Annotated in this window: 9 protein-coding genes; all 9 read right to left on the bottom strand. The window is 51.3% G+C overall.

What is annotated here, in order from left to right; translation table 11 throughout:
- Nucleotides 1-34 precede the first annotated feature (34 nt).
- The 9 genes from AAFH99_RS01125 to AAFH99_RS01085 all read right to left on the bottom strand — a co-directional run bounded on the left by AAFH99_RS01125 (nt 35) and on the right by AAFH99_RS01085 (nt 13,329).
- Complete coding sequence (locus tag AAFH99_RS01125; protein ID WP_406828430.1) at nt 35-1,216, bottom strand: AGE family epimerase/isomerase; 1,182 nt, start codon at nt 1,214-1,216, stop codon at nt 35-37.
- A complete protein-coding gene (locus AAFH99_RS01120; RefSeq protein WP_406828429.1) occupies nt 1,203-2,168 on the bottom strand; it encodes a carbohydrate kinase family protein in 966 nt (321 codons plus the stop codon). Before AAFH99_RS01120 ends, AAFH99_RS01125 begins: the two co-directional genes overlap by 14 nt.
- 76 nt (nt 2,169-2,244) lie before the next feature.
- On the bottom strand, nt 2,245-3,624 hold the full coding sequence (locus tag AAFH99_RS01115) for a DUF1080 domain-containing protein (protein WP_406828428.1): 1,380 nt from the start codon (nt 3,622-3,624) through the stop codon (nt 2,245-2,247).
- Between the two features lie 29 nt (nt 3,625-3,653).
- Nucleotides 3,654-4,976, bottom strand: a complete 1,323-nt coding sequence (locus tag AAFH99_RS01110) for a Gfo/Idh/MocA family protein (protein WP_406828427.1) — start codon at nt 4,974-4,976, stop codon at nt 3,654-3,656.
- Entirely contained in the window at nt 4,969-5,799 is an 831-nt protein-coding gene (locus AAFH99_RS01105) for an FAD:protein FMN transferase (protein ID WP_406828426.1), read from the bottom strand. The genes AAFH99_RS01110 and AAFH99_RS01105 overlap by 8 nt, the downstream gene beginning before the upstream one ends.
- A gap of 68 nt (nt 5,800-5,867) precedes the next feature.
- A complete protein-coding gene (locus tag AAFH99_RS01100; protein WP_406828425.1) occupies nt 5,868-7,067 on the bottom strand; it encodes a Gfo/Idh/MocA family protein in 1,200 nt (399 codons plus the stop codon).
- Between the two features lie 133 nt (nt 7,068-7,200).
- The gene (locus tag AAFH99_RS01095; protein WP_406828424.1) at nt 7,201-9,507 is read right to left on the bottom strand and encodes a GH92 family glycosyl hydrolase; all 2,307 of its coding nucleotides are present in this window, start codon (nt 9,505-9,507) and stop codon (nt 7,201-7,203) included.
- 192 nt (nt 9,508-9,699) lie between these two features.
- Nucleotides 9,700-10,404 carry a FadR/GntR family transcriptional regulator gene (locus AAFH99_RS01090; RefSeq protein ID WP_406828423.1) on the bottom strand — a complete coding sequence of 235 codons (705 nt, stop codon included), beginning with the start codon at nt 10,402-10,404 and terminating at the stop codon, nt 9,700-9,702.
- A gap of 162 nt (nt 10,405-10,566) precedes the next feature.
- Nucleotides 10,567-13,329: a TonB-dependent receptor gene (locus AAFH99_RS01085; RefSeq protein ID WP_406828422.1), complete on the bottom strand. Its 2,763-nt coding sequence runs from the start codon at nt 13,327-13,329 to the stop codon at nt 10,567-10,569.
- Nucleotides 13,330-13,388: the final 59 nt, after the last annotated feature.

Here is a 13,388-nt window from a genome sequence, read left to right as displayed (position 1 = left end):
CCGCGAGCGCTGCCGCTTAGCGTTCTTGGGGTAATCAACTATCCAGCACCCGGAGTACGTCCCAACACGCGCCGATCGAGTGATAGTCGCACTTTCCACCTGCAATAGACTTCTCGTCGGAAAGCTTTTTGTTGTCGGCAGACAGTATTCGGTACCAGGCACCATGCTTGTGATCAATCATGTTATCCCAGCAGTACTGCCAGATTTTGTTGTACCAGTCTTTATAGTGCGGATCATCGATCTGTATCTGCAGGCGTGCGGCGGCTGCGAATGTTTCCGCCTGTACCCAGAAATATTTCTCGTCGTCACAAATAGCCCCATCCGGGGAAAATCCGTAGTAAATACCACCACGTTCACTATCCCAGCTCGCGTCCAGTGCGACATCGAACAGAAATTTTGCCCGCTCCAGCATCCAGTCTTCCGGCTGGTACTGGTGCAAAGTTAATAGCAGTTTGGTCCACTCGGTCTGATGGCCTGGCTGGAAACCCCAGGGGCGGTACAGATTTTTGGGATCGTCTTTGTTGTATTCCCAATCAATACGCAGGTCTTTCGTGAAATGCTCCCAGATCAGACCGTTGGACTCCTCAGCGAGATTTACTGATACGGTTTTTGCGAGACGATAGGCACGATCCAAATACCTAGGCTCACCGGTCGCCTCAAAGGCGGCTAGCAGCGCTTCGCAGCAGTGCATATTTGCGTTCTGACCACGGTAATCACTAATCCTCGACCAGTCCGGTGATGCTTCATCTGCGTACAGTCCAAACTGCTCATCCCACAGTCTTGTTTCGAGTATGTGGTAGGCTCGCTGTATGTCTTCCTGAGCGCCGCTAACCCCCGCCTGATGCGCGGCCGAAAAGCACAGAATGACAAAGGCCAGGCCATAACAGTGGTTGGTTTGATCATCCGCCTGGTGATTCTCGCGCAGCGTCCAGTTGTAGCCCTGGCGGGATGCATCCCAATGTTTTTCCCGAATGTAGTCAACGCCGTGTTGGGCCAGCTGCTGGTATTTTTGATCGCCGAACAGTTCGTAGGCTTTACAGAAATTCCATACCATCCTGCAGCTTGACACCAGGTGCCGCTGCCCAGGGTTGAACACTTCACCATCATCCTTGAAGTTCTGAAAAAAACCGCCACTCTCGTCGAGGATATGCGGCAGATAAAAATCAAGAATCGACTGTATATGGTGACGTAAAAATTCTTTGCTAGTGAAGTCCACGATAGAATGCCTCAACTTCATCAAACGAGGGAAATGCCGGGAAGGCACCAGGGCGGGATACGGCGATAGAGCCACAATGGCTGGCAAATGCCACCAGCGCGGATAAATGATCGATCTTCTCAATGGCTGACCGATCACTTCGGCTTAACCCGAAGAGTACGGCACCAATAAAGGCATCACCGCCGCCAGTGGTGTCGACAACATTGGTATTCGGTGCCTGGATTACCCGGTGAACTCCTTCCGCATAAAGGTTGATCGGGTTGCCGCCATCCGTTACCACAATCGCCCGCACACCATTCTCAATGCAGCGTCTTAGATAGACGTCGTTATCGCCGTTACTTAGATACTGGAGCTCATCGACTGAAAACTTCACCAGCTGGCTTTGCATCACAAACTGGTTGATCAAGTCCCTATCTGCGCTACCTGGCGGCCATAAATTGTGCCTGAGATTCACGTCGAAACTGATCAGGCAGTTTCTTGTGCGCGCACGCTGTAAGACTGTACGGGTAGTTTCAGTAATGCCTGGATGCGTCAGGGTATTACTGCAAAAGTGCAGGATAGGTTGCTCGGCAAACCAGTTGTCCTCAATCTGAGAGGGCTCCATTACCATGTCCGCACTATTGTCCCGGTGGAATAGAAAACTGCGCTCGCCTTGCTCATCGAGAAATACGAACGCGAGTGCGGTGGGAGCAGTGGTGTGATGGCAGGTGTGCCTCGTATCTACCCCATATTGCTCGAGCGCCTGTACAAGGAACTCACCGAAAGTGTCACTTCCTATCTGTCCAGCAAAGCGTGCCGCGCCTCCCAGTTTGGCAATGGCGACAGCCGCATTCGCAGGGGCACCTCCGGGGAACTGGGTGAACTGATTGAGGGAGAGTTCACCGTTTTTTTGCTTCCCCGTGTTGAGAAAGTCGATCAGTGCTTCGCCAAAGCAGAGAATGGGAATAGTCATCGAGAGGGTTCCAGCGCGGTGCGGCGGTCCGCTGCCTCAATGAATTCTGAGGCAGCGGGCCTTGACCAGAGTGTTATCAAATAGCCCGGATCTTAATTGAACGGAAGTGAACTTCATCGCCATGATCCTGGAGCAGGATAGGGCCTTTTTCCCACTCGCCGAAGTTCTTCCATTTAGCGTACTTACTCATTTGAACCAGCGAGCGGAAAATCTGGCTGCCTCGTGGATATTCCACGACTTTGATGTTGTTGAGCCAGTGCTCCACGTTTCCATCTTTCACTACAATTCGCGCACGATTCCAGCTGCCTACAGGGTTGACGCGCTTTGTCGTACGATTGGCTTCACTCAGATTGGACGCTGGAATCAGGTCGTAGAGCGAACCGATAGTGCGGTTGCCCTGATGTCCCTTCTTGGCATCGGGATGTTTTTCATCGTGCAGAATCTGGAATTCCAGGCCAATTGCTGAACCTTGTCCCTTGAGTAGATCGGGGTCGACAAAGTACTTGATCCCGGAATTTGCACCTTCGGTAATTTTGAAGTCGACCTCGAGCTCAAACTCGGAGAATTCTTCTTCGGTGATAATGTCTCCACCATTGCGAGATTCCTGACCGCCAGAAGAGTAGACAACCAGTTCACCATTCTCTATTCCCCACCCCTTTTTAGGAAATCCGTCGGCTCGGGCGCTCTTCCAGCCATTAGTGGTCTTCCCATCCCAAAGCAGCTTCCAGCCCTCCTGTATTTCTTTCGCGGACAGCGTATTGGGTTGGTAGTTGATTTGTTGCACCTCAGAAGGTGTGTACCAGCTGTTTTTCACCAGGTCCTCGGTGAGGATCTGTGGATTGCGCATGGCGATCTGGGTTCCGACCAGGGCCTTGTCCTTGATACTGTGCACTTGCAGGGCGATAAATCCCTCTGAGAGCCCCTCAGTGTTGTCTAGGAGGTCGGCACAGGGCACGGTGTTGACCCAGGTGCGGATGTGATTGTCCAGAGCTTCGATCCGGTAGTGATTCCAGCCGTCTAGGTTTAACGCTTCCTGGCACTTTTCGTTGCGCGACAGGTTATATAGCCATCCGCGGCGGCCTTCTTCGTAAATCCCGCCGCTCCATTTTCGGCTACTGGTGTCGATCTCAGCCTGGTAACCATGCACGCGACCATTATGATAGCTTTCCAGTGACTGGCTTCTGAACTGGAGGCCAGAGTTCATTCCGCTGTCGATCTTGATTTCGGCTTCAAAAATAAAGTTGCTAAAAGTCTGTTCGGTCGCGAGGAAGCTATTTGGTGAATTGGCAACGGAGGTTCCAACAATGGCCCCATCCTTTACGGTATATTTCGCGTTGCCGCCGAGCTGCTTCCAGCCTTCTAGGGTCTCTCCGTTAAACAGCGCTTCCCATTGAGTAGCGCTAGCGTGCATTGAAACACCCATCGTGAGTGCCAGTAGCATATTGAGTTTCTTCATTATTATTTCCTCTCGTACATTAAAATGTTTTAGGTCAAAGATAGCGTCGCTATTTCCGCTTCTTTTGGCATTATGTATCGTTCATGCCATTTAATGGGCTTACCTGTATCCATTGCCTTCTCTCCGAGCAGGGCGCCAATGGATGCGTGATACCCTTCTCGTAGTACACCCGGGTAAGCTTCGTTCTTCAGCACCGCAGCAGCGAATGCTTCCATTTGTAGCAATGTATCCTCGTACTCTCCGGTTAGGATGGGTGTGCCCACTTCTTGAGTTCCGGTTTCAGGCTGCCAGGTGGCGCCACCAATAGGGATGGGTTTACATTCACCTCGCTCTATCTCTGCAGCCAACTGCTTAACGTTTTTGGAGGTTGCTGGGTTCTCGCTGTACTGGCGATTCACCTCAAGCTCCATGGTGCCAAGATGCCCCATAACCTGCTCTTCCAGACCATATTTTTTATTGCTGATCAGGCTGTCATAAATCAGTTTGCGCCCTTTTGAGTACTCGTAAATTAGCGCAACGTGGTCGTAGACTTCACGACCATCCTTCCAGAAACAGATACTCCCTGAGCCCATGACCTGAGCCGGAACTTCACCAAAAAGCCAGTTGGCTACCTGGATCTGGTGGCTTGCGAGCTCAGTCATCAAACCGGCAGATGATTCCTTATACAGGCGCCAGTTGAAGCGTTTTTCAAAAGAAGCATCATTATTTGGCAGCGAACGACGCCAATCGCCATTGCGGTGCCAGAAGGCCCGCATTTGATGTACCTCACCCAGTTCGCCCTTGCGTATCTTGTCCATGGCGTGAAGGTAAATAGGATTAAACAGGCGCTGGTGGCCTATCTGTAAGATACGACCAGTAGCCTTCTGTGCAATCACCATATCCCGGCAGTCTTCCAGAGTGCGCGCCATGGATTTTTCGCAAAACACGTGCATACCGGCGTTCAGAGCGTCGATAGTGATGTGTTTATGCTGGTGTAGTGGCGTAGCAATGACTACCCCATCAATATCCTTTCGGTCGAGTATTTCCCGGTAGTCGAGATAGGAATCTGCTTTTCCCTGCGTGAGCCCGTGGGCGCGGTCGAGATGCGGCTGGTAGCTATCGCACACTGCCGTAATTTCAGCGTGTGCGACAGCCTGAAGATTCAGCAACAGTGCGCGCCCTCTGGAGCCGACGCCGATCACGGCGAGCCGTGCGCGCCCATTTTTTTTGATCTCTGAGAAACTCTCTGCGGACAGCGCTTGCGCCCAGGGTGCAGCGGACAGGAGCGCCGTCGATCCTGCGAGGAAGGATATGTCGCGTAAAAACTCGCGACGTCGCCGCTGAAAATCCTGGTTTTCGAACAGGTTAAACATCTGAAAAACCCCTGCTGAAGTGTTTGAAAATATGCGTATGTTTTAGGCCTGCCGTTTCGGGTATCAAGCCTGTAGAAAACGAAAAGCCGGAAACGAGTGATGCTGTGCTCAGCATTTCTCCCCAGGCCAAGGAGTCACAATGTACTGCGGTGGTGATCGGATCTAGCACGACCTTGCCGGAAATCGGGTTAACAATGTGCTGCCGGATTTCCCCGTGTTGTAATCCATTGCCAAGGGTGGAAGACAACGTGAGCCCACTATCGCGCAGCTTGATCTCAATGAGGCTCGTTGAGGTATCGGTCGGGTCTGGCACCGCGATGGGCCAGTGATCGCCATGGGGATGGCTGCCAATTCCCAATATTGAACTCTCGCCAAAGGAGACCAGGGCATTCTCAATGCCTTCGGCCACGAGAATGTCTCTTACGGAGTCCAGCGCAATTCCTTTACCCAAACCTCCAAAATCAAATCCCAAACCTACATGGCTACACACAAGCCGGTTTTCGTCTTGCACTGAAAACGACGGAGCATAAATGCCGTCCAGAGGACGCCCCTCCTTTACCCGTCGAACTAACTCGCCACAGGACGCGTTGTAAAAACCTTTCGTGGCCTCGAAACCCTGTTGTGCAGTGTGTAGTGCAAGAAGCAGCTCTGCATCGTCGATCTCTACCGAGTTCTGGCTCGTCAGAATGTCATTTGCGCGAGTCAGGGGAGAGTCAGGCAGGTATACGCTGATAGCTTGTTCAATTTCGAGAACCCGGCGGCTGACCAGAGCCTGGAGGTGCTCGCCGAACATCTGATCGACATTCACCAACAGCATCTGCAATCGGGTTCCCATGGAATGAAAACAACTTTGATACACCATGACCTGAATCTCTCGTTACTGCAGTTACCTCAGACCTTTGGTTCCCATCCAGGTGCGTACTCACGGCCCCAGTACTGCATGGCCGTTTTCGATGTGGGACGTCCGGTTTTGGGATCGCAAATGAGTGTTTCATCGGCGCGATAGGATAGGTTGGCCAAATGACACATGAGGGTGCTCTTATGACCTTCGTCGATGGGGGATGCTTGCAGAACGGCATCGCCGCGCAATGTATCCATGAAATTACGAACGTGTTGGCGAGTGAGGATGCCGCCGCCCATCAAATCTGCGGAGTCATTACTCTGCTCGACCTTGCTCTGTTTCAGGAGCGTATTGTCAAGGTCATATATCTCGTATCCACCGCGATCAAGGAGCGCGTAACCCTTGGTGCCATAGATCAGGATTCCGCGACCACGGCCAAACTTAAGTACTTTGTTACAGGAGTGGCCTTCCCAGATTACTTTTTTGTCGCCAGCAAAGGTGAACTCTGCGTTCATGGTGTCGTACATCTGCCAGTCATCTTCCTTGAAAAAATTACGAGATGCATCGACCGCGACTTTTTCGGGGAAGTCAGCCTGTAGTGCCCAGCGCGCGATATCCAGCTCGTGTGCCGCATTGTTGCAGGTTTCGCCAGTGCCCCAGTGCCAGAACCAGTGCCAGTTGTAGTGCACGTAGTTGCTATGGTAATCCTGCCGCGGTGCGGGTCCCTGCCAGAGATCCCAGTTAAGCCACTCTTGCGGCGCTATCACTTTCCCGCTGCCGATGGACTTACGGTTGTTCGCGTACCAGGTGTAGACTTTGTATATATCGCCGAGACCGCCCTGATGGATTAAATTGATCAGCTCCGCGGTTTCGTTAGACGACCGCTGCTGGTTACCCATCTGGACAACCTTGTTGTACTTTTTCTGTGCCGCGACAAGCATCTCCCCTTCGGCCGGGTTGTGACCGCAGGGCTTCTCTACATAGACGTGCTTGCCGGCTTGCATTGCCATGATTGAGGCTGGCGCATGCCAGTGATCAGGTGTCGCAATGGCAAGTACATCAAGGTCCTTATCTTCCAGTGTCTTGCGCACATCCTCTTCGAGGGTGGGCTTTACCTGCCCGCGACCCACCAGCATTTCGCTGGTTGAGGCGAGTACGCGTCGGTCTACATCGCATATGTGCGTAATGGCACAATTCGGGCTGTTAAGGAAACCATCCAGCAGGGCCTTACCGCGACTTCTGGCTCCCATGAGAGCAATGTTGACTCGATCATTTGCACCGATAATACGTGAGTAGCTCGAAGCACTCATCGTCAAAGCTGAGGTGGCTAAAAGAGCGCCTGACCCTTTCAGAAAATTTCGCCGTGTTGTCATTTTATTATCCTCAAATGTTGGGTGTTTCGCCCATCTCCAGGAGCAGTAGCCCGCCGGAAACGATTTCATCATGTGTCAGGTAAAAACGGTCAAGAGGTTCGCCGTTTAGTGTGATCGATTGAACGTACCGATTTCTATCAGAATTATTTATTGTCTCGATTTTGAACGTCTTTCCAGGATAGTAGTGGTCGTCAAGGCTGATTTCGATCTTGTCAAAAATAGGGCTCCCTATCTGATAGATGGCGTCCCTTCCTGTCCCTCCATCAAGCTGGAACAAACCAATTTTCATCAGTACCGAAAGCGAACCCATCAGGCCCTGATCTTCGTCACCGTTAAAACCTTGCTTTTCGGAGACATCGGAATACACAGCTTTGATGACTTCACGAGACCAGTGCTGAGTGAGGTGGGGCTTTCCTAGTTCATTAAAAATAAATGCAGTCTGAATGGAAGGTTGATTTCCATAATTAATCGGAATACGTCTATTTTGAGCAAGGCCTTCCTCATCATGTGATGATCCTGAAGTAAAGCCAGATTCGGATGCTGTTTCAAAGGCTTGGTTAAGCTTCAGTGCCGCTTGTTCCTTTCCTCCCATCAACTCACTCAGCCCAGAATAATCATGGGGTACGAACCAGGTCATTTGCGAGGAATTGGACTCAACGAAACCAATACGGTAGTCGTAGGGGTCAAAGTCAGTCAGCCAGTTTCCGCTTGTATCACGTGGGCGAATAAACCCGGTCTCAACATCGAAGAGATTGGTGTAGTTTTTACTGCGCTTGCCAAAATAATCGGCATCATCGGTTTTGCCGAGTTCCAACGCTAGCTGAGCAAGTGTCCAGTCTTGAAACGCGTACTCCAGAGTTTGACCCGCACCGTCCTGATGAAAGGCCTCATTCTTTTTGGGTAGCGGATAGGGCACGTAGCCGTCATTAATGTAATGCTCGAGACCACCTGAGTAGGCGCTGTCATGCTCGTAACCCGCGCGTCCCATGGTGCCGCCCGGCAGATGGTTTTTCCTGAGCCCCTCATAAGCCAGCTCAATATCAAAATCTCGAATCCCCTTCATATACGCACTAACGATAAAGGGCGTAGACGAGGCACCTGTCATCACATGGGTATAATTGCCGCCAGATGGTCCTCGAGGAATGTAGCCGCCATCCTGGTACATGAGTAGCATGGAGTTAACGAAATTTGAGGCCACTTTCGGGTAGGCGAGAGGCCAGAGAGTCTGGATGGTCCACTGCGCGCCCCAGAACGAATCCGAATTATGATGGGTGAACTTGGGTGTGCCAGATTCATCCAGGGGAATCTGCTTAACCTTACGTTGCTCTGAAGTCTGATCGGAGTAGCGTCCATCTACATCAGATACAATTCTGCGGCCCTGTAAGGCGTGAAACAGATCTGTGTAAAACCGTGTTTTGTCTTGTTCGCTGCCACCAGTTACCGAAATTTTTGACAGCCAACTATTCCACTCCTGTCTGGACTCCGCCACTGTTTTATCGAAGTCCCAATGGGGTAATTCTGCCCGTACATTATTTGCCGCACCGGCTTCATCTACGTAAGAAATTCCGACTTTCATGAGTACAGGCTTTGTGCCTTGCTCAAGGGTCAACAATATTTCGCCAGCAGACTCTTTAATGCCGCTGACAGGTGTATCCAATTCGATATGGAAGAACACAGGCGTTGGCCGTGGTCGTCGAACGGTCGGTTCGTTGATCACATGCCCTTGAAAAGTATTCGCATCTACCTGAAAAAAGGATCCTTTCCTCAAAGCAGACGGGCCAAAATTCCCCTGCAAATCCAACAAAACTTGACGTTGCTCGTTGTCACCGTACTGATAGCGATGGAAGCCGACGCGAGTGGTGGAGGTCAGCTCGACATCTATATTGAAGCGTTGCAGAGATAATTTGTGGTAGCCGGCAGCAACAATTTCATCCTGGTGACTGAAAGGACTAAAATAATCACCCTTCAGTACTTCAAGCGGTTCCCGGGATGATACGGGCATTACTGACAAACCGGAAAGCTGCCATGCATGTACATGGTTGAACCCTTTCACTTCGAGGGTATTGTAGCGGTACCCACTTCCCCAGGTGCCCTCCAGCTCCGTATCCGGGCTCAAGTTGACGAGGCCGAATGGACGGGTTGCCGAGTTGAAGTAAAACCAGCGGGAATTGGCGGAATCTAGCCACGGCCAGACATATTCCACCGGCTCTTTCTGGAGGGACGTGTGTGCTACGGTCGAATCAGCCTGATCGCCGCAACTGGAGAGGAAAGGTATCAGCGCGAACAGCGCACCTGCTTTGAAAACCGACTTCTTCATCAACGAGCTTCCGTAATTATTATTGCATTCTCGTGTTGCATGAGATTCCAGACTGGTGAACCACTCATGCTAGGTTCTATTAATTCTCCCAAAAACAAAAATCATGTCGCATTTTGTATCAATCTGATTTTTTTTCTAAAGCGGTGGCTAGAGCACTGACTATTAACAGTCAGTTACTTCTCGAGAAGCGATTTAGTCGTCGTACAGGGCGCATTCAGAGAATTCATTGATCACTCGCTGAATATGCTCCGCCATAGCTTCCTTCGAGCCGGTCGCGTCTCGGCGCTGAAGTGCATCAACAATATTTTGATGCTCATCAATAATGGTAACCGGGCCTCGGTCTCTGACGATCGAATCAAACACAGAGCTGATCTTCGAACGGTCTCGCAACTGCCAAAGCCAGTCCACCATCTCAAACATCGTGGAATTGCGGCTGGCGGTCGCGATCAGAAGGTGGAAGTTGCGATCGATGTCCAGCGTTCCCGATAAATCGTGTTTCTCCTGATCCTTCATTCTTTTCAGCATGGTCTTTAGTTCATGAACTTCCTGCATGCTGATCCGCTGCGCCGCCAAATAGGCCGCTTCGGGCTCGAGATGAAGCCTTGCTTCCAGAATCTCAAACGGGCCCGGAATATTTGACTTGACGCTCTCGCCGAGTCGCGCTGCGGAGCCGATTACGTACACCCCTGAGCTCGATCGAATCTCTACGATGCCACTTACTTCCAGGGCAATCATTGCCTCACGGATGGTGGGCCGGCTTACGTTGAACTGTTCGGCCAGGAGGCGCTCAGGTGGCAATTTCTGCCCGAACTTGAGCTCCCCCTTTTTGATGGGTTCCAGTAGCGCTTCGGCAATCTGAATGTAGAGTCGCTTCTCTGTTGTATCTGCTGAAATCATGAGTAAATCAAATTGTTTAAAACGCTCATTCTAACTCGACAGTTACACGCATTCCCAGTTTTGACGCTGTGTTTTTCTGCGGCTTGCGGGTCAATATTCCAGCCATTTCTTTAGTGTGTTTGGGCTCAGCCAATTCCATCTGGCTGAGCCCGGTTGCCAGTGTTACAAACTGTAACGTAAGCCCAAAAAGTAGGTGGCGCCAAAGGTTCCAATAGACTGCAGGCGAGAATCTGCGAGACGCAAGCCGCGCTCGTAATCGCCATTGATATTGATTCCCTCCAGGCTCACTTTCCAGCGATCGTCAAACTGGTAGGACATAGAGACGTCGATCTGGTTTCTTGGCTCCAGTTCTCGACCGGGGCTGAAGAAAGGGGTATCACTCTGGCCGTAGTTTTGCCCGTGGAACAACCCACTATTGTTCTGGCTGAACTCGCTCCGGTGGTTGAAGGCAATACGCCCAGAGAAACCGCCTTTCTCGTAGTAGCCGATGAGATTGTAGGTATCCTCTGAGTGCCCCATCAAAGGTTCATCCTCATTGGGGTTATCCGCGTCGAGGAGTGTGTAGTTTGCAATCACGCCCAGCCCGTTGAAGGGTTCTGGAAGGAAATCGAATGCCTGGCTGTACGAAAGCTCCATGCCGTTTAACTTCAATGAGCCATTCGTGGTTCTATTCCGGGTGATGTTGTAAATATTGCCATCGACATCCACACACTCGTTCAAGGTGTTATCAAGGGAAACATCGGCCAGGGCGAAGTCGGAAGGGCACACAGATTCGCTGACTACTTGGTTCTTAACGTCTTTATTGAAGTAGGCAACACTGAGTACACCCGCATCTGCAAAATACCACTCGAGGCTCATATCGAACTGATTGGCTGTGAGCGCTGCCAGGTCAAAGGATCCTTCATTGACGGATACGAGCAGCTGGTCCTCCCGGCGCTCGGTGGAGATCGAGCGACCAAAGGTTGCAGTGCTTCCGATGATCGGGCGCACCAATACTTTGCCGGCTGCGCCTCGCAATACGATATCTTCGGTAATATCGTAGGCAAGGTTTACACTCGGGAGCCAGTTGTCATAGCTGAATGTGTTGGATACAGGCTCGCCGGAATCCCCACCGATAATGGTGATCGCACCTATGGTTTCCTGAATACCACTGTCGTAGTTGACGGTGTCCACCGTGCGTTCAGTATGCGCATACCGTAGGCCTACATTACCCCTCAGGCGTTCGGTGGAAAAATCCTGTTGCACATACAGGGTGGTGATTCCACGATCAATCTCAAAAAATTCGTTTTCGCGGAAGTCGCGTTCGGACTGTGTGATATCGAAACCACTTCCCGTCAGCGCGCTCTGGATAGCGTTGATGTCCGGGAGAACGTAATTCATATCAAGCCCAGAGAACTCACCGTTGGTGAAATCTTTCACCACAAAATGGGAGTCCGTGATGCTGGGCACGTCGGCAGTAAAGTCTTCACTAAGGAAATTGACACTGAAGCCACTGTTTACCGTGTTGAGTGCCTGGTTCCTATATTTGACGCCGGTTTTGAAAGTGGTAAGAAACGCACTATCAAATTCGTAGTGAAGATCGAATTGTGCTGCCAACTCATTCGTTTCAAACGTCTGCTCTTTACCACCGCCGGTATAGCGGAACAGGTTGTCGGTTGCCCAAGATAATGCATCGGACACCGGGTTCAGCCCATCACTGGTAAATACCGGATTTTTTACATCCATATCCACATACATGTCTGTACGGATACCGGCAACGGAATTTGTCTCCAGTACATCAAATTCGCCCGCGGTGTAGTGGAGGGCACCTGAAGTGGTCACTCTATCGCTCAGTCGCCATTCCACATCGGTAGTCAGTGCGTAGCTTTTACGCTCTTCTTTCTGATTGGTGTGGTTGGCTTCGACGCGGATATTTTCTGCCAGTATCTGGTCGACGGTATCACCAGTACTACCCACATTCGTAATGGTTGGTGACGGGCTTCCGCCGCTGAACAATGGAACAAGCTGCTGGAAGTAAATATCACGATCGTCGACAGCCATAACGCCTGTGACATTGATTTCCAGGTCATCGCTGGCGAGATATTGAACCGCACCGTTAACCAGGTAACGTTCGGTCAAACCTTCCTCGCGACGGAGGCGAGGGCGATCGGTACGCTCGACTGGAACGCCATTGCGGTCATAGTCTGGCTCACCATCGCCATTTGCATCGACATTGGCAAAGCGCTGGCTGAACATCAGGTCATAGCGTGTATCCAGTTCCTGGTAGCCCGCGTTTAGCAGTACGCCCAGCTTGCCATCGTTGAACTGATCAATATAGGTGGCGCTGGCGCTGGGAGAAAAGTCGCCGCGGCCTTCTGAATACGTGCTCTCAACACCCATTAATAATTTTCGGCCGCTATAGGAAAGTGGTTTTGCGGTGTCGATATTAACGGTGCCGGAAAGACCACCTTCGTCGAGCTCTGCGCTGGGTGTCTTGTAAACCTGAATAGCGGAAGCTAGTTCCGACTGGACAATATCGTAACGAAATCCACCGTTGAACTGTGCGCTGGCAAAGGATTGACCATTCAGTGTTGTGGCGGCGTACTCCGGCCCCAACCCGCGGATACTGATAAGTGCTCCGCGCCCGTTGGAGCGTTCAATTTGCACGCCGGAAATGCGCTGAATGGATTCAGCGATGTTCTCATCCGGGAAGCTGGCGATATCATCGGCAGAAATCGCATCCACGACGCCTACTTCCATACGCTTCATTTCAAGTGCGGAGGAAACACTGCTGCGGATCCCGGTGACTTCGACTTCTTCAATGGTGTCGTCGGCCCGGCCGGTTTCTTCGACCTGGGCTGACGCCAGCGCTGGCAACCCACAGGTTACCGCGAGCGCGAGCAGGGACAGTGACCCCATTGTTTTGACTGGTAGCTTCTCTCTCATTTTTTATTCTCTTTCTATAACCAGCGCCATACCGCTTCTGATTTTTCGTTAAGAATGAA

The organism is Microbulbifer sp. ARAS458-1, assembly GCF_045348205.1.
In the GTDB taxonomy this organism is placed as follows: Bacteria; Pseudomonadota; Gammaproteobacteria; order Pseudomonadales; family Cellvibrionaceae; genus Microbulbifer.
This window is presented reverse-complemented; position numbering and strand designations above follow the sequence as displayed.

Bases quoted from the DNA above. Each gene is read 5' to 3' on its own strand.
- AAFH99_RS01120 (WP_406828429.1), bottom strand. From the start codon at position 2,168: ATGACTATTCCCATTCTCTGCTTTGGCGAAGCACTGATCGACTTTCTC.
- AAFH99_RS01115 (WP_406828428.1), bottom strand. From the start codon at position 3,624: ATGAAGAAACTCAATATGCTACTGGCACTCACGATGGGTGTTTCAATG.
- AAFH99_RS01110 (WP_406828427.1), bottom strand. From the start codon at position 4,976: ATGTTTAACCTGTTCGAAAACCAGGATTTTCAGCGGCGACGTCGCGAG.
- AAFH99_RS01100 (WP_406828425.1), bottom strand. From the start codon at position 7,067: ATGGGAGCCAGAAGTCGCGGTAAGGCCCTGCTGGATGGTTTCCTTAAC.
- AAFH99_RS01095 (WP_406828424.1), bottom strand. From the start codon at position 9,507: ATGAAGAAGTCGGTTTTCAAAGCAGGTGCGCTGTTCGCGCTGATACCT.
- AAFH99_RS01090 (WP_406828423.1), bottom strand. From the start codon at position 10,404: ATGATTTCAGCAGATACAACAGAGAAGCGACTCTACATTCAGATTGCC.
- AAFH99_RS01085 (WP_406828422.1), bottom strand. From the start codon at position 13,329: ATGAGAGAGAAGCTACCAGTCAAAACAATGGGGTCACTGTCCCTGCTC.